Annotated in this window: 16 protein-coding genes; 5 read left to right on the forward strand and 11 right to left on the reverse strand. The window is 46.4% G+C overall.

The genetic code is table 11. The features are described from left to right. Positions 1–28 precede the first annotated feature (28 nt). The 3 genes from malP to glvA all read right to left on the reverse strand — a co-directional run bounded on the left by malP (position 29) and on the right by glvA (position 3808). Complete coding sequence (malP, locus tag QA442_RS18035; protein WP_095432305.1) at positions 29–1615, reverse strand: PTS maltose transporter subunit IIBC; 1587 nt, start codon at positions 1613–1615, stop codon at positions 29–31. Positions 1616–1629: 14 nt separating this feature from the next. Then, positions 1630–2394, reverse strand: coding sequence for a MurR/RpiR family transcriptional regulator GlvR (gene glvR / locus QA442_RS18040; protein ID WP_071581277.1), 765 nt, complete (start codon positions 2392–2394; stop codon positions 1630–1632). 64 nt (positions 2395–2458) lie between these two features. After that, positions 2459–3808, reverse strand: coding sequence for a maltose-6'-phosphate glucosidase (gene glvA, locus QA442_RS18045; protein ID WP_071581276.1), 1350 nt, complete (start codon positions 3806–3808; stop codon positions 2459–2461). Positions 3809–4143: 335 nt separating this feature from the next. On the opposite strand from glvA, the gene QA442_RS18050 reads away from it, so the two are divergent. The 5 genes from QA442_RS18050 (at position 4144) to QA442_RS18070 (ending at position 7456) form a co-directional block, all read left to right on the forward strand. Then, positions 4144–4488, forward strand: coding sequence for a WXG100 family type VII secretion target (locus QA442_RS18050; RefSeq protein ID WP_095432306.1), 345 nt, complete (start codon positions 4144–4146; stop codon positions 4486–4488). Positions 4489–4493: 5 nt separating this feature from the next. Beyond that, entirely contained in the window at positions 4494–5717 is a 1224-nt protein-coding gene (locus tag QA442_RS18055; RefSeq protein ID WP_095432307.1) for a hypothetical protein, read from the forward strand. A gap of 11 nt (positions 5718–5728) precedes the next feature. Further along, on the forward strand, positions 5729–6496 hold the full coding sequence (locus QA442_RS18060; protein ID WP_095432308.1) for a hypothetical protein: 768 nt from the start codon (positions 5729–5731) through the stop codon (positions 6494–6496). A 77-nt stretch (positions 6497–6573) separates the two neighbouring features. Next, positions 6574–7077, forward strand: a complete 504-nt coding sequence (locus QA442_RS18065; RefSeq protein ID WP_237711716.1) for a YfjD family protein — start codon at positions 6574–6576, stop codon at positions 7075–7077. Positions 7078–7126: 49 nt separating this feature from the next. Beyond that, positions 7127–7456: a YnfA family protein gene (locus QA442_RS18070; protein ID WP_083252904.1), complete on the forward strand. Its 330-nt coding sequence runs from the start codon at positions 7127–7129 to the stop codon at positions 7454–7456. A 35-nt stretch (positions 7457–7491) separates the two neighbouring features. Here QA442_RS18070 and QA442_RS18075 read toward each other — a convergent pair whose 3' ends face one another. The 8 genes from QA442_RS18075 to QA442_RS18110 all read right to left on the reverse strand — a co-directional run bounded on the left by QA442_RS18075 (position 7492) and on the right by QA442_RS18110 (position 16244). After that, positions 7492–7671 carry a small acid-soluble spore protein H gene (locus QA442_RS18075; RefSeq protein ID WP_014663227.1) on the reverse strand — a complete coding sequence of 60 codons (180 nt, stop codon included), beginning with the start codon at positions 7669–7671 and terminating at the stop codon, positions 7492–7494. 53 nt (positions 7672–7724) lie between these two features. Next, positions 7725–9542 (reverse strand): acetoin dehydrogenase operon transcriptional activator AcoR, encoded by a 1818-nt coding sequence (gene acoR / locus QA442_RS18080; protein ID WP_071581274.1) that lies wholly within the window; start codon positions 9540–9542, stop codon positions 7725–7727. A gap of 115 nt (positions 9543–9657) precedes the next feature. Continuing rightward, complete coding sequence (gene acoL / locus QA442_RS18085) at positions 9658–11034, reverse strand: acetoin dehydrogenase complex dihydrolipoyl dehydrogenase (RefSeq protein ID WP_095432309.1); 1377 nt, start codon at positions 11032–11034, stop codon at positions 9658–9660. 20 nt (positions 11035–11054) lie between these two features. Continuing rightward, the gene (gene acoC / locus QA442_RS18090; RefSeq protein WP_095432310.1) at positions 11055–12251 is read right to left on the reverse strand and encodes an acetoin dehydrogenase complex dihydrolipoyllysine-residue acetyltransferase; all 1197 of its coding nucleotides are present in this window, start codon (positions 12249–12251) and stop codon (positions 11055–11057) included. Positions 12252–12264: 13 nt separating this feature from the next. Further along, positions 12265–13293, reverse strand: coding sequence for an acetoin:2,6-dichlorophenolindophenol oxidoreductase subunit beta (acoB, locus tag QA442_RS18095; RefSeq protein ID WP_014663223.1), 1029 nt, complete (start codon positions 13291–13293; stop codon positions 12265–12267). Positions 13294–13296: 3 nt separating this feature from the next. Then, complete coding sequence (gene acoA, locus QA442_RS18100; protein WP_014663222.1) at positions 13297–14298, reverse strand: acetoin:2,6-dichlorophenolindophenol oxidoreductase subunit alpha; 1002 nt, start codon at positions 14296–14298, stop codon at positions 13297–13299. Between the two features lie 230 nt (positions 14299–14528). Then, positions 14529–15038: a DUF6884 domain-containing protein gene (locus tag QA442_RS18105; RefSeq protein WP_095432311.1), complete on the reverse strand. Its 510-nt coding sequence runs from the start codon at positions 15036–15038 to the stop codon at positions 14529–14531. A gap of 228 nt (positions 15039–15266) precedes the next feature. Next, complete coding sequence (locus QA442_RS18110) at positions 15267–16244, reverse strand: tRNA dihydrouridine synthase (RefSeq protein WP_095432336.1); 978 nt, start codon at positions 16242–16244, stop codon at positions 15267–15269. Positions 16245–16747 lie beyond the last annotated feature (503 nt).

Below are 16747 nucleotides of genomic sequence, written 5' to 3' on the forward strand. Positions count from 1 at the left end.
AAAACCCTCCCGAAAAGGAGGGCTGTCTTTATTGATTCAATATTTTTTCCACACGCTCCCGCATCTGCGGCACGCTCAATCCGATAATCACCTGAAACGCCTTCCCATTCCTGACGATGCCATGTGCGCCAAGCGCGCGGAATACGCTGTCGGGTTCAACCTTTGTTTCGTCCTTAACACTGACTCTGAGACGGGTTGCGCAGTTTGTGACTTCAGTGACGTTGTCTTTTCCGCCCAGCGCTTCAATATACAGAAAAGCAGTGTCATCCGCCGTTTCTGCAGCGGAGGCCGCCGTTTCATCCTTGTTTTTTCGTTCTCTGTATTCCTTTTTCGAATACAGCTTTGTTTCCTGCTGTTCATCCTTTTCCCGTCCTGGTGTAGCAATATTGAATTTGAGGATTAAAAATCTGAAGACGAAAAAATAAATAGCTGTAAACGAGAGCCCGATCAAAATTTGGTACACATATGTCATACCGTGGCTGCCAAAGAGCGGAATCCAGTTCAAGGTCACCGCTTCGATCAGTCCGCCCCCCATGTTTCCGACGACGCCGGCCATATACATAACTGTCGACATTGTGGCGGCAAGCACGGCGTGTACCGCAAATAAGAATGGTGCAATGAATAAGAAAGTAAATTCAATCGGCTCTGTAATCCCGGCGACAATCGCTGTCAGTGTGACAGGAATCAGCAGCCCTGCAACGAGTTTTTTCTTTTCCTTTTTGGCTGTCACATAAAAAGCAAGAGCGATACCCGGAATACCGAAGATTTTCGAGTTTCCGTGAAGCGCGAATCCGCCTTGCGGGAAAAGCTCCTTCAGCGGTTTGGCGCTTTGCGAATATTCGCCGAGATGCTGCGCCCAATACGTGACGATCCCGCCTTCCGCTACAGCCGGGCCGTAAATAAACGGCGTGTAAATAAAGTGATGAAGGCCGGTCGGTATTAAAATCCGTTCCAAAAACGTGTATATCCAAACGCCCACCGCCCCGGAAGCAACCAGGAAGCTTTGAAGCGAGCCAATTCCAGATTGAACCATCGGCCATATATAAGACACTGCCAGGGCAATCGGGATCATAATAAAGAAGGAAATCATCACGATATACGTTGAACCCTGAAAGATGCCGAGAAAATCGGGCAGTTTTTTATCAAAATAGCGGTTATGCAAAAAGACGACAATCGAAGAAATAAAGATGGCTCCGATAATGTTGGTATCGAGCGTTTTTATGCCCGCAATCATCGTTAATCCGCTCGTTCCGCCGACCTCTTGATTCATGTCGACGCCAAATGCTCCTCCCCATACCGTCAATATCGAGCTGACAAAATAATTGAAGGTTAGGTAAACAGTAAGCGCTTCCAAACAAGCGCGTGCCTGAGCTTTCTTCGCCAAAGCAACCGGGATGCCGATGGCGAATAAGAGCGGCATTTGGTTAAAGACAGTCCAGCCGCCCTGCTCAATGATATACCAGCACTGATACCAAAAACCGTCAGGATCGGCGAGCGATCCCATGAGGGTTTTATTTTTAAAGAGCGTGCTGATACCGACGATAATGCCGGCGAACGCGAATAATAAAACAGGCACAAACATCGCGCTTCCAAAGCGCTGAATTTTTTGCATCATACCAAAACCCCCTGCTACTCATTGTCATTTTTTTCTGCCTCTTTGTAATCAACATATGCGCGGAACAATGCTTCGCCAACGAGAAAAAACGGTGCAAAAGCGACAATTTCCGTTTTATCGCTTAATGTCACAGGTTTGCTTGTCGCATAAAGATTATGCGGAGTCAGCTGGGCGAGGACATTGTTTTTTAAATTCGTAATGGAAATAAAGGGAATGCCCTTTGCAGAAAGCATTCTTGCCTGAGGAATCAGCTCCGGTGTTTCTCCGGAAAGAGAAATGATGATAAACATATCGTTCACTTTAAAATCCCCGCGCATCAGATTAAATTCATTCGTGTCTTCAATCAAAATAAGATAGCGATGGCGCGGAATAAACATTCTTTGCAGGTCGCGGGCGCATATCTTTTGCGCATTTCCAGAACCATAGACGAAAATGCGGTCCGCTTCATCAATCAGCTGGCACATGTCCGTCATGTCCTTTGTCCGTAAGAACTTCAAATTTGCTTCAATATCATCAAGCAGCTTTTCAAAACTCATACTCTCGCCTTCTTCCGGCTGATCTTCCCACTTTAAAAAGACGCGAAATTCACTGTAGCCGCTGAAACCGAGCTTTTGGGCAAGTCGCAAAATTGAGGAACGCGATACACTGCAAGCTTTGGCCAGCGCGTCGATTCCAAGGTGATAGCATGTGTGCTTATGATTCAATATATATTTTAAAATATGAAAATCGTTGTCATTCAATTTGCTGTAGTGCTGATTGATCAGTTCTTCGAGCTGCATATCAGATCCCCCCATTTTCTTTCTATTATATACAATTACAGATTCGAAAATGGGGGAATTTCATTTATGATATGCGGATTGGGCTTTGATCAAGCTCAGGCCAGAAGTCTTTGTTGGCCTCCACTAAATCCTCAAGAATGAGTCTTGCCACACGCGCGTTCGGCACTGTTTTTGACAGGATCAGCGCCTGCCACAGCTTTTGGAACGATTTCTCCGCCCACGCTTCAACAGTCAGCTTCTCAACGGATACCTGCTGCTCCATGAGCCCTTTCTGGAATTGCGGAATGGTGCCAACGGTAATCGGTTCAGGTCCATTTGAGCCGACGATGCATGGCACCTCAACCATCGCAGTCGGGTCAAAGTTCGCAATTGCACCGTTATTTTCAACAATCAACAGCATTCTTTCACCTGTGTTGTAGGCAATCGCCCGGGCAAGATCAACGATATACGATGCGTGGTCATCGATTTTAATTTCGCTGTTTTCCGAGGACTGTTCACGTGTGATCATGTCACATTGGCTGAAAATAAAAGCTTCGCGCCCTTCCATGACTTCATTCGCCCGCGTATGATTCGGATTTGATTTTTTCACCATATCATCTGGGAACAAATAATATTGCAAATACGTATTCGGCAGTGTGTCAGGATCTGCAGCCTGCACGTCACGCGCTTTGGCGAACGTGTCATTCCAGCTTGCCTCCACAGCTTCAGCTTCTGTTTTCGGAATATAACCGTATTGAGATACATGCTCCTTCAGCTTCGGCATTAAATCGTTGCCCTCTTGATCCTGAATCGATGTCCACCAGCCGAAATGATTTAATCCGTAATAGCGGACCTTCATTTCTTTTCTTGAGGACAAGCCAAGAATTTGCGCCATCCGGTCTTCGATTCCAACCGGCATATCACAGATATTGAGAATTTTAGAATTCGGTCTAAGGCGTCTCGTAGCTTCAGCTACAATGGCCGCAGGGTTGGAATAATTGAGCATCCACGCATCAGGCGAGTATTTTTCCATGTAATCTAATATTTCAAGCACACCGCCGATCGAACGCATCCCGTACGCGATCCCGCCCGGCCCGCATGTCTCCTGGCCGACAACTCCGTACTTCAACGGAATTTGTTCATCCAGCGCGCGCATCGCGTATTTCCCCACCCGGATGTGCGCCATAACAAAATCGACATCTGTAAAAGCTTCTTCCGGGTCAGTCGTCGCTGCAAATTCAATATCCGGCGCTTTTTCTCTGATAAAAACGTCACAGGCGCCTGCAATGCGATCCTGTCTCTCTTTATCATTATCATACAGCTTCAGCTTTCTGATCGGAAACTCCTCCAAATGGTCCAAGAGCATGAGTACGATCCCTGGAGTGAAGGTGCTTCCTCCGCCCGCTATTACAATTGAGAATGATTTTTTCTTCATATGACGACCTCCTTGATAACGTTTACAATTTCATTTATACCATGAGAGAGCCCGTCCCGTAACACGTTTGGCGCACTTAGGTCATTTGATCAATTTTAGTGTTTTTTCCCATAGAGCGGGAAATTTCTCATTTACCTTCCGTCCGTAAGATTTGGTTTTTTTTCCTTTTTTGTAATCTTAAAGTCTCATCAACTGTGAATTTTAAGTGAATATACGCCCTTCCAGTTCTTATGAAAAGGTTCTTTTGTACGATTCGGATACATGCCGAATTATTTATAATCATTTATATAAAACATCCAATTGTGCGTGAATTTAGAAAAGGCAGGGGACAAAAGTTGGACTCATATAAAGTCATTGAGCTGGCAAACAAGTACAGTGCGGCCGCAGAAGAGGTCAGAAGCTCCAAAATGCTGCTTGAATCCCGGTTATCTGCAATGGGAGATGCTTGGCAGGGAAAAGCAAGAGATTCGTTTGACCAGGATTTCGAGGAAACGAAAGCCGCCTACGACCAATTTGAACAGGAGCTGCTTGAAACAAGCCAGGAGCTGAAGGCAGCCGCTGTCAAAATAGAAGAACGAAAAGCTGAAATTGCCAGAATGGAAGAACGAAAAGCTGAAATTGCCAGAATGGAAGAACTGGAACGTAAAGCAAGAGAGGAAAGACTTAAACTCGGGAGGTGAACGGTGTGTCAGGAAATATTGCAGTTGATCCGGATAAGCTCGAACAGTTTGCAAATGATGTAGTCACTGAATTGACTGATATGGAAAACAAATATAAGGATCTGCATGTGGAGCTGGGGCAGATGATTTTGCAATGCGATCCCCGCTACAGCAGCTGTTTTTCCGGAGTGGGCGATGCGTGGAGCTCAGGAAAAGCGCTCGTCACCAAGCTGAGTGACAATGAGATTTTCATCAGAAAAACGGGCGATAAATTTGTGGAGCAAGATGATATTTTGCGAAAGCTCTACAATGCCTACGACAAATACGGTACGATGACAAGCTTAACCGCCCTTATGCTGACACAGGGAAAATATTACGGATTAGGGCTTACGAAATTTGTGAAACAGCCAAGCGGCTTGCATACCGCCCAGCACTCAAAACTTCTATTGGATATTTCCAGGGCCGTTGACAGCTCCCGTTATCAAAAAGCGGCAAGAGTGCTTTTGAACCCTAAATATTTGTTAAAAAAGACAAACCGGCCATTTTCAGATTTGGTACATAAAAAGTTTACAAAATACTTCCCTCAGGACACGGTCGATTTTTCAAACAGCGTCAGAAGCTACACAAAAGGATTTCTTAATGAGGCCGGCGTACGCTCAACTTTGAAGGATGTCGGAAAAACAGGATTGAAATTCGCGAAAGGAAATGCCATTACCGCCACACTGATTACCGGTGCGACCGAAACGTTCGGAGCGGGCTTGAAAATAGCTGAAAATTACGCGAAATACCAGGACAAACCGGAAGTTCTCAAGCGTGAAAACGCCAAGGCCGTCGGGAATGCTGTGAATAACACTATTTTTATTGCGGGCGGTGCGACAGCTGGTGCTGTTGTAGGCGGTGCCGTAGGAAGTGTGTTAGGTCCTGTCGGCACCGTAGTCGGAGGCACAATCGGTTCGGCGGTAGGCGGATTTGTTGGGGAAAAAATCGCAAAATTCACATCAGTCTATGCTGAAAAAGCAGCAATAAAGCTGAAAGAGCCGATCCATGCTGTCGTTGATACAGCCAAAAAAGGGCTGGAATCAGCCGGCAAAGTCGTCAAATCAGTGAATGATGGCATAGATGCGGCGAATAAATCGATACATAAAGGGATAGACAGCGCGAAAAAAGGAATAGAAAAAGCAAAGAAAACAGCGGATTCGCTTATACACGGCGCAACCCATTTCCTTAAAGGGAAATTTTCATTTGGATAGGAGAATAAACAATGAAGCAGTTTACAATTAGCATAGAAGAACTCTTGTTTTGTTTTTACAGCGAAGGGTTTTTTGAACAGGGAATGGCCTTAAAACAAGCTTATTTTCCCGAAATAGAAGATGAACAGCTCGGCTCCTTATTTGAAGCTGCGTGCCGCTCACTCTTAGCCAAGGAGGCGGCGGAATATCGGAATCATCAATATCGGTTAAAGGACGAATACTGTCCGTTTATCCATGTGTTAAACGATGCGGACTATACAGTGAAGCTATCCAAATTTGATGAACAAGCCAAAGAACAGAATATATCCTGCCATGTTTCGAAGTTTGGCACTTACTCTCATGAATTGCTGTTTGATGAACAGGTACATAGAATCAAAAAAATGGATTCAACTAATGGAGTACTCTCTAAAACATACGAGTTTTTAAATGTAATAGATGCAGAAGATCATAAAGAATCAATGATCACCCTGACGTCAACTGAATTCGAATGGCTTCTGGAGGGCGCTTCAGACACTCCCGCATATCTGAAGGAATTTCTAGATAAGCATGATCACCAAGAGGACGTGACCCGTTTTGTAAATGATCTGGCTTTGCGAAAAGGAAAAATGGATACGCTGATGCGGCTGGTTTATGACAAAGACAACTCGCCGGGAGTGGCTGATATGGCTTTCGTCCTGCCTGGCAGCCGTCATACTTGGCTGGTAACAGGCATTACTCAAAATGAATTTTCTATCGTAACAGCAAATAAAGATGTGATAAAAGGAATACTTTTTTGCTAAAGAGCGATAAAGGAGAATAGCAATTGAAAAACAATGAAGTAATTAAGGTCAAAAGCAGACTGTTTTTTAGAATATGGCTGTTCCTCGCTACAGGAGGCGCTTTTATTGTAGGAGTATGGCTGGTGTCTGAAGCTCTTACATTTGAATCTAAGTATGCCCTGCTTTATTTGGGCGGCGGATTAATGGCGATCGTTTATGGATTGATCACATTTTTTATGGCTTTTCCAGCGTTCACAAGCCGGGGAAATGTCATTTTCAGCGTAAAAACAGGGCCTGATGGCGAGATTTTCTCTAGAAAGCGCAGCGTGATGTTTTCTGAGGTAAAACGGATTTATATGGGACGGCATCATTACAGCTTGAAAGGGATCTTTTTTGAAGATATTATCATCGAGAAAACAGACGGAAAAGTCGTTCGCATCCCTACTTGGAACATTATCGCGAATCCATTGTTTTTTGAAGCGGTGGAACGCTATATCCTCCCTCATCTGAATGAAGAGGCGAAAAGCAACTGGATCAGCCAATTTACGGAGATTCAGCGCAGTGCGTATTTAAAGGAATTTGAAAATCATCCAAAGCTTTAACAGCTCTCCTCCTTTATAATGAAAGAGAAAAGCAACTTGAGGAGTGCACGTGATGCCGATTACCATTCTTTTATTTCTCACGGCGGGGCTTGCCGAAATAGGCGGCGGATATCTGATTTGGCTATGGCTGAGAGAGGCAAAGCCAGTCGGCTATGGGATCGCCGGAGCATTGATCTTGATTGTCTACGGCATTCTTCCGACATTCCAGTCCTTCCCTTCCTTCGGCCGTGTATACGCCGCTTATGGCGGGGTATTCATCGTGCTTGCGGTCCTGTGGGGATGGCTTGTTGACCGGAAAACACCTGATCTGTATGATTGGATCGGCGCATGCATTTGTCTCATCGGTGTCTGCGTCATCTTATTTGCGCCGCGCGGATAACAAAATGGCCTGCTTATGAAGCGGGCCATTTTTGTTTAATCCTCTTTTAAGCTTGTCAGCTGCACTTCATGCTCATCTTGCGGTTCGTCAAGCGGATAAATTCTTGCTGTTCCGTTTTCTTCATTCACGTGCTGAATGTAAATAGGAACACCGTTGTACGTTACTTTTTTCATATCGGGAGATTCTACAATTTCTTTCGCCCTTTGTATATTCATCGTAACACCCTCCTTCAATACATAATGTTTCCATTTCCTGAAGGAAGTATGCTTTATGATTCAGCGGACAAATTGAATTTTTTCAGGCGTTTGTAGAAAGTGCTTCGCGGGATCCCGCTGATTTTGGCGGCTTGAGAGACGTTTCCTTTTGCAGATTCAAGCGCTTTGATCATCATATCCTTTTGGATTTGCTCACGAAGTTTGAACACGCCGGCAGCAGCGGGCTGTTTTTCTGCAGTGCTGACCGGCAGTCCAGCGGCTTCCAGTAAAGCGGAAAGCGGCTCATCCCCAAGCCGGCCGTCCGGAAATCTGATGGAAAGACGTTCAAACACATTAAATAGCTCACGGATATTTCCCGGCCACTTCCAATGCTTCAGCACCTCACAAAAATCAGAAGGAAGTTCGCCTGGCCAATGATTCTTCTGTTTGTAGTACTCGAAGAGGTCCGGAATATCCTCGGGGCGATCGCGCAATGGAGGAAGTTCAATTGGATAGACATGAAGGCGGTAAAACAAGTCCTCTCTGATTTTTCCGCTTTCGGCAAGCTCGCGTAAATCACAATGTGTGGCGGCAATGACTCTGATATCAACCGGAATTTCTTTTGCCCCGCCGATTGGCGTAATCTTGCGTTCCTGAAGCACGCGTAAAAGCGCAACCTGCATCGAGTGGGAGATTTCTCCGATCTCATCTAAAAATAAGGTGCCTTGATTCGCTTTTTGAAAGGCGCCTTTATAGCCATTTCGCTTCGCTCCCGTAAAAGCGCCTTCCGCATAGCCGAACAGTTCGCTTTCAATCAAATCAGACGGAATCGCTCCGCAATTGACAGCAACAAACGGACCGTGCCGTCTCTCACTGTTCTCATGAAGCGCGCGAGCCGCGACCTCCTTCCCCGTACCCGTTTCACCCGACAAACAGACCGTTGCATCCGTCGCAGCTGCTCGTTCAAGGTGCATCAGCATCGCTTGCGATCGGCCGCTTTGCCCGATCACTCCATTGAATCGAAACGCCTTCTTTTTCTTTTGTTCCGAAAGATAAAAACAAGTGCCGCCATCTCCTATGGTGACAGCTTTTTCGATTGAATAGCCCCGCTCCTTCAACTCGTACAGATGCCGGCCCTGCCAATCCGGCATTGAGGTTCGAATCGGCATGCTCGCACTGATGATGTGCTGCTTGGTATTACAGAGCACCATCGGCACACTGGATGCAGCTCTCTCCCCAAAACGGCTGATCAGCTCCAGCTCTTTCTCACGGCTTTTAGCTGCGAGTTCCCGTTCAGCGGCATAGGCAATCGCCGTGGCAATACCAAGCATATGAGGATGCGCGCCTGCCGCCGGGCATGATATGTCAATTACACCCGCAAGGCTGCCATCCTCATGGTGAATCGGAGCGGCTGAACAGTTCCAAAGATGGGAAGCGATAGAGTAATGCTCTGATCCTTGTATTGCAACCGGCTCGCTGATGTGGAGCGCCGTGCCAATCGCATTTGTTCCGACAGCCGTTTCTGTCCAGCATGCCCCTTCGACGAAATTGATGCGTTTGGCTTCATAGAGCGCGCGGGGATGGCCGTCCAATGCCAGTACAACACCATCTGAATCAATTAACAGCGCCATCATTTCCATTTCTTTTATGGCAGGCAGCAGTTTTTCGAGGTAAGGCTTTGCGGTCGTCAGGAAGAATGAATGCTTTTTTGACTGCTGATCCAGCTCCGTTTGCTGTAAAACCCTCGGGCCTTTTTCTAAATAAGGATTGACCTCAGCTTTTTTGCAGCGATGCCATGACTCGGCGATCCGTTTTCTTATTCGCGCTTCGTCAAGCACACCGTCTTTCACAAAACGTTTCCAGGTTTGCAAATCGTTTGGGACCGAATTCATTTCCTTGATCGCTCCTCCCTTACACGCCGTTTTCATCTATTGTAGGGGAAAAATAAAGCGCTTTCAACAATAAAAAAGCAGGCGCCTTATATCCATGCGCCTGCTTTTCCTCTTATTATGCATGTACTGCAAGCCCGATCGTGCTTAGCAGCGCCTCGTGCAATGTTTCCGATAAAGTGGGATGGGCGGCGATAAAATGCTCCGCCATATCTGCCGTCATCTCACCATTCATGATCGCTGCCGCCTGGCCGATGAGCTCGGTTACATCCGGACCAATCATCGAAACACCTACAATTTCGCCGAATTCCGGTTCAGCTATGATTTTGACCTTTCCTTCCGCTTGCTGTTTAATGAGCGCCTTTCCGTTTGCAGAAAAAGGAAATTCGCCAATCTTCACATCCCCGTATACGCTTCTTGCCTGTCGTTCTGTCATTCCGATACACGCGATTTCCGGGGACGTGTAGATGCAGCGCGGCACATGTTTCTCATTGATTTTGACATCCCTTCCAGAAGCATGAGAAGCAGCGATGATGCCCTCATGGAATGCGGCATGCGCCAGCTGGATGCCTCCTATTGCATCTCCGCACGCGTAAATATGAGGCACGTTCGTCTGCATGTGTCCATTCACAGGAATGCCTGTTGGAGAAAAATCAACTCCCGCCTGCTCCAGCTGTAATCCGTCAAGACGGGGTTTTCTGCCGATCGCCACCAGTATATAATCGGCCTTCGTTTTAAACTCACGCTGGCCGCTTTTCCATATAGCCGTTTTCGCTGTTTGATCCACCCGCTCTAACTTGGATGAAATATGCACTTCAACACCGTCTTCCTCAAGCTTTTCTTGAAAGAGACGGGCGATATCTTCATCTTCAGCAGGGACCAGCTGTCCCGCTGTTTCAATGATGGTCACCTTCGATCCCAATCTGGCAAACAGCCCTGCATACTCACACCCGATGACACCGCCGCCGACAATGACAAGTGAAGACGGAATCTCGGAAAGAGAAAGCGCGTCTTTGCTGTCGATGATCCATTCGCCGTCAAAAGGAGCGAACGGCAGCTCGATTGGCTCTGATCCTGAGGCAATCAATACTTGGTCTGCCTCTCTGATTTCTTTTCCGTTTTGTCCTTCGATCAAAAGCTTTCTTTCAGAAAGAAAGGAGGCTGTTCCCTTTACAACCTGTATTTGATTTTTCTTCATTAGGTACTGAACGCCTTGAACAAGCTGTCTGACAACCTGCTGTTTGCGGTTTTGCATTTTACTCCAATCGACTGATATTGCACCTGCGGGGAGTTCGATTCCAAAGCTGCCGGCATGCTTGATTTTATCAAGAACATTTGCGCTTTCTAGCAAAGACTTCGTGGGGATGCAGCCTTCATTCAGGCAGGTCCCCCCAAGCTTGCCTTTGTCAATGAGCAGCACGTTTCTGCCCTGCTGTGCCGCGGAGACCGCAGCCGCATAGCCTGCAGGTCCGCCGCCGATAATGGCTAGTGTCATGTCGTTTTCACCTGCTTTTCCTATAAAATTAATGCCGCGGGTTCTTCCAAATATGTTTTAATCGCCTTCAGGAATGCAGCTGCTGGAGCGCCGTCACACGCTCTGTGATCAAATGTCAGGCTGAGCGGCAGGAGCGTGCTTCTGACGATCTCCTCCCCTTGGTACACCGGTGTGTCATAGCTTGCTCCGATACCGAGAATGCCTGCTTCAGGCGGATTTAATATCGGTGTGAAATGCTCAACTCCAAAAGCGCCAAGGTTTGTAATGGAGAAGGTTGAGCCTTGCAGTTCTTCGCTTCCCGCACGTCCCTCGCGTGCTTTTTTGGCATTTTCTGAGATGGATTGAGCCAGTTCAATCAGCGATTGCTTTTCAGCATGACGGATGACAGGCACCACTAAGCCATTTTCCAAGGCTACAGCCATACCAAGGTGCACATGAGGATGTGTGATGATGCGCTCATTTTGATAAGAGCTGTTCAGCACTGGGTGAGCTTGCAGTGCGAGAACGGCGGCTCTTGAAACAAAATGAGTGATTGTCAGTTTTGTGCCGTACCGTTCTTCCGCAGCTGGTGAAAGCTGTTTTTGAAGAGTGGCAAGCTTAGTGATATCAGCCTTCATCGTAATCGTCAGCTGCGCGCTGTTTGCCAAGCTTTCCTGCATTCGGGCAGCGATGACTTTTCTCATGCCTGTCACCGGGGTTTCCTGCGCTTTCTGATCAGAAACAGGTTTTGCCTGAGCTTTTTTCTGTTCAGCCAGCGCCTTTGTCACGTCATCCTTCACGATTCTTCCGCCTGGTCCGGTGCCTTTCAGCTGTTTCAGGTCTAACCCCGCTTTTTCCGCTATTTTTCTCGCAACTGGAGATATTTTCAATCGATCTTTTTTGGAGGCTGCGGGTTTGTTTTCTTGTTTGACGGGCTGGACGGCTTGCGGCACGCTGTCTTCAGCAGCAGGCCTGCTTGCCTCTTCCTGCACCGACTCATTGGCATCCCCGATGTAGCAGATTGCAGTGCCGGGCGGAACCTCTTCTCCCTCTTTCACTTTGATGTCGATCAGGGTTCCTTTTTCAGGCGCCTCGATCTCCATTTCAATTTTCTCCGATTGAATGCTGGCAATGCTTTCTCCCTTTTCAACCGGGTCGCCTACTTTTTTATTCCATATGGATACTTCCCCTTGTTTCATCGCCATTCCTAATTTTGGCATCACTACTTTTACTGCCATTTGTGTCCCCCCTTTAGTTCATTGCCGGCTCGCCAAGCAATTCAAGCGTGACGCTGACAATTTTATCTGGTGTCGGCAAATATTGATCTTCAAGCACCGGTGAAAACGGCACTGGTGTATGCGGTGCTGTAATCCGTTTAATCGGCGCATCAAGCAAATCAAAGCCTTTGTCTGCGACAATCGCTGCAATATCCGTGGCAATGCTGCATCGCGGATTGGCTTCATCAATGATGATCAGCCGGTTTGTTTTTTCCAACGATGTGAAAATCGCATCCTCATCAAGAGGAGACAGACTGCGGGGATCAAGCACCTCAGCTTCGATGCCTCTCTCTGAAAGCTGTGCAGCTGCTTCAAGCGCGGTATTGACCTGCTTGCCGACTGCAAAGAGCGTGACATCATTGCCTTCGCGTTTGATGTCGGCCTTTCCGAGCGGAATTGTATAATAATCTTCCGGCACCTCGCCCTTCATGTTGTAGGACGTCTTGTCTTCAAAGAAGAACACCGGATCATTGTCTTCTATTGCTGCAAGCAGCAGACCTTTGGCATCATACGGACTGGATGGAACAACCGTCTTCAGTCCCGGGATGCTCGTGAAAAGGCCATACAGCGCTTGTGAATGCTGGGCAGCGGCCCGAAATCCCGCTCCGTATGTGGTGCGGACGGTAATCGGCACTTGCGCTTTACCGCCGAACATATAGCGGAATTTCGCCCCTTGGTTGATCACCTGGTCAAAGCACGTGCCGATAAAGTCATTAAACATTAATTCCGCAATCGGTCTCAGCCCGGTTGATGCCGCAGCCATAGCCGCACCCATGTAGCCCGCTTCAGAAATCGGTGTGTCCAGCACTCTTGTGCGCCCGAATTCCTGTACGAGCCCTTTTGTAACCCCTAATACACCGCCCCATGCTTCATCATCCTGCAAATGATCGACAGCCGCTCCCCCGGCAACATCCTCACCGATTAAAAGCACATTTTCGTCTCTTCTCATCGCAAGCTTCATTGCTTCATTGATCGCGTCTGACATGCTTATGACTCTTGCCATCTCTTACATTCCTCCTTTTTCATATGACACGTACACATCTGTCAGCAGCTCCGAATCTTTTGGATATGGGCTGTCTTCGCTGAACGAGACGGCTTTTTCAATCGATTCGCTGACACGCTGTTCAATGTCTGACAGTTTATTAGCATCTGTTTCTTTTAAAAGGTAGTTTTTAAAGCCTTGAATGGCATCTTTTTCTTCAAGGTGCTCAACTCTTTCATCCTTCGTTTTATAGGTCTGGGCATCCCCTTCGAAATGGCCGTAGTTTCTGTAGGTCATACATTCAATCAAAGACGGGCCTCCGCCGTTTCTTGCTCTTTCTATCGCTTCCTCGGCTGCCTGATAAACTGCTAAAATATCTTTCCCGTCAACTGTCACCCCCGGCATGTTATAAGCAGCCGCCCGATCGGCGATTGAATCACAGGCTGATGCGTACTCAAATGGGGTAGCTTCCCCATAGCCGTTGTTTTCAGCAACAAACACGACAGGAAGGTTCCATACAGCCGCTAGATTCAGCCCTTCGTGGAAGGTGCCTTGGTTATTTGCCCCGTCTCCAAAAAAGCAAACGCTTACATTTTTAGTCTGTTTATATTTAGCCGTGAGCGCTGATCCGCACGCGAGCGTAAATCCGCCTCCGACGATTCCATTTGCCCCTAACATGCCTTTATTAAGATCCGCAATGTGCATAGAACCGCCCTTGCCTTTGCACAATCCGGTCGCTTTCCCGAAAATTTCCGCCATCATGCCATCCAGATCACAGCCTTTGGCGATACAATGTCCATGTCCCCTGTGTGTGCTTGTAATGCTGTCGCCATCATGTAAATGAGCGCACACCCCAACAGCCACGGCTTCCTCACCGGCATATAAATGAACGAATCCGGGAAGCACTCCCTGGGCGAACAGGTCATGCACTTTGTCTTCAAAGCCCCTGATCTCCAGCATCTTTTGGTACATCCACAGCGCTTTTTCCTCAGTTAATGACAAGCCTTCACGTTTTAACAATTCCATTTTGTGCGCCTCCTTCTATTTAGGGTTCACGATTATAAAAGCAAGAAGTGTGCCAGTATTTGAAGCCCGTCAAATCAGCCTTTTCATTTTTACACTGGAGACAGTTTGAGACGGGTGTCTCGTTTTGTCTCAAACTGATCCATTTGTCTCGTTTTACAGCATACAAAAATAGACCGGGCATCACCCGGCCTTTGACAATGATCGACGTATTTATTTCCTTGGAAATGATGTTAACTTCCTAGTTCCTCTGCATCGTTTGATTGATTAGCCGCTTTTGAAAGAAAATCAATCAGTTCATGCTTTTCTTCAACAGCCCGGTTCAATGCTTGAAGCATATAGCCAATGCCTTTGTATGATGTCAGCGGCCAGCTGATATGCTGATGCTCTCCGATGACGGCGTTGAGAATGTTTCGATATTTTTTCCCGCCAAGCATGACTAGCTCTTCAATATCAGAAAAGCCCTTTTCGTAAAATTGGCGGCCCAGCTCCTCCGCTGTCATGATTTCCGGATGACCGGTGCCAAAAGTGACATCGTAATTTTTCGATACGATATCATCAGGGCGAAGAAAGCCGTGCTTCGCCGACAAAATCACCCACTCATCGAAAAATGCTTTCGCATACCGCTCGCACGCCTGATGAAACGGGCTGAGATAAGCGTCCGCCGCTCTTACCGGTCCGGCATCAGACTGGACATCCCAGATTTTTTTCTTGCCACAGGGGATGATGCATAGCCGTTTCATGTTTTCTCTCCCCCTTTATGAGATATCTCCACTAAATGTACCATTATTTTCTTATTCCTGCATGACTAAACAATACATGCGAGAAAAGACAGGCTGAGTAAAAGCTGCGTACAAAAAAGACCCGGAAATCGGAATTGTTTATTTTACCGAACATCCAGGTTTATTTTAGTCAAGAATGGTGTGAAAATCCCTTTATTTTGTTAGCCTTTTTTGAATCAAGCACTGCTGTTACTCTATCCCATCAAGATACTTTCTCTCAAATTCGTCGAGCAATGCACGCACTTCATCTGTTGACTTTGTGTTCATACATTGGTTTCTTAATTCACTTGCTCCTCGGAACCCGCGAAGGTAAATCTTGAAAAAGCGAGGAAGAGGTTTGTACGGACGTGCTTCTAATGCTGAATACTTATCATGGAGATCCAGATGCAGCCTTAAGAGATCAAGCAATTCCTTGCTGCTATGCTCTTTCGGCTCCTTTTCAAAAGCGAAAGGATTTGTAAAAATACCGCGTCCTATCATAATGCCATCGACGCCGTATTGTTCAGCAAGTTTCAAGCCAGTTTGACGGTCAGGAATATCTCCATTAATAGTAAGAAGAGTATCTGGTGCCACCTCGTCACGAAGTTTCTTAATCTCTGGGATGAGCTCCCAATGCGCATCCACTTTGCTCATTTCTGCTCTTGTACGCAAATGAATAGAAAGATTGGCAATATCCTGTTTCAAAATGTGTGTCAGCCACTCGCGCCATTCGTCTACATCCGTGAAACCAAGTCTTGTCTTTACGCTTACAGGCAATCCCCCTGCTTTTGCTGCTTGTATTAACTCTGCTGCAACTTCCGGCCGGCGGATAAGACCGCTTCCCTTACCGTTCTGTGTCACATTAGGCACAGGACAGCCCATATTGATATCTAGGCCTTTAAATCCTAACTCTGCCATGCCAATACTCATTTTACGAAAGTTTTCAGGCTTATCTCCCCATATATGTGCTACCATTGGCTGTTCATCCTCTGTAAAAGTCAAACGGCCGCGTACGCTATCCTTCCCATCCGGGTGGCAATAGCTCTCTGAGTTTGTAAACTCTGTAAAAAACACATCCGGTCTGCCTGCTTCACTTACTACATGCCGGAAAACAACATCTGTCACATCTTCCATTGGTGCCAATACAAAAAATGGCCGTGGTAATTCACGCCAGAAATTATCTGTCATCATACATTCAAATCCTTTCATGATGGGATACAGTCAAACCTTTATCCCAAAATTAAAAACTGACCATGCTTCTTTTTACACTTATAGCATGCGAAAGCATTTCTTATCAAACTATAGGAAATGTTGAACATTTCACTTTTAATCGATAAAAAGTGAAACAAACTGAAACTAGAATAGATAAGATAGAACACCTTAATTGGGTTAACGTAATGGAGTATCGCTATACTTATCCCCATATAGTTCATCAACTTCTGAACCTTATAATCGGTTCGAGAGAGAAAAAAGTGTGATGATTATCTACACCTATTTTTTATATCTATATTGTGGTTTATTAATATTACCGCTGACCTTCATCTTTCTTAGTGGCCTTACTTTTGAACTTTTTGGATAAAAAGTATTCCAACCTAAATAGAATATCATATGAGTTCTCCCTATTACAAAAGCAAAATAATTGTCCTGTTATTGAAGATAAGATATTTAACGCTACACCATATCCGTATCTC

The sequence above is a fragment of the Bacillus stercoris genome (assembly GCF_029772985.1).
Lineage (GTDB): Bacteria > Bacillota > Bacilli > Bacillales > Bacillaceae > Bacillus > Bacillus stercoris.

Bases quoted from the DNA above. Each gene is read 5' to 3' on its own strand.
- acoR (WP_071581274.1), bottom strand. From the start codon at position 9,542: ATGAATTCGGTCCCAAACGATTTGCAAACCTGGAAACGTTTTGTGAAA.
- QA442_RS18060 (WP_095432308.1), top strand. From the start codon at position 5,729: ATGAAGCAGTTTACAATTAGCATAGAAGAACTCTTGTTTTGTTTTTAC.
- glvA (WP_071581276.1), bottom strand. From the start codon at position 3,808: ATGAAGAAAAAATCATTCTCAATTGTAATAGCGGGCGGAGGAAGCACC.
- acoC (WP_095432310.1), bottom strand. From the start codon at position 12,251: ATGGCAGTAAAAGTAGTGATGCCAAAATTAGGAATGGCGATGAAACAA.
- malP (WP_095432305.1), bottom strand. From the start codon at position 1,615: ATGATGCAAAAAATTCAGCGCTTTGGAAGCGCGATGTTTGTGCCTGTT.
- QA442_RS18105 (WP_095432311.1), bottom strand. From the start codon at position 15,038: ATGAAACGGCTATGCATCATCCCCTGTGGCAAGAAAAAAATCTGGGAT.
- acoB (WP_014663223.1), bottom strand. From the start codon at position 13,293: ATGGCAAGAGTCATAAGCATGTCAGACGCGATCAATGAAGCAATGAAG.
- acoA (WP_014663222.1), bottom strand. From the start codon at position 14,298: ATGGAATTGTTAAAACGTGAAGGCTTGTCATTAACTGAGGAAAAAGCG.
- QA442_RS18075 (WP_014663227.1), bottom strand. From the start codon at position 7,671: ATGAATATACAAAGGGCGAAAGAAATTGTAGAATCTCCCGATATGAAA.
- glvR (WP_071581277.1), bottom strand. From the start codon at position 2,394: ATGCAGCTCGAAGAACTGATCAATCAGCACTACAGCAAATTGAATGAC.
- acoL (WP_095432309.1), bottom strand. From the start codon at position 11,034: ATGACACTAGCCATTATCGGCGGCGGACCTGCAGGCTATGCGGCTGCG.
- QA442_RS18110 (WP_095432336.1), bottom strand. From the start codon at position 16,244: ATGACAGATAATTTCTGGCGTGAATTACCACGGCCATTTTTTGTATTG.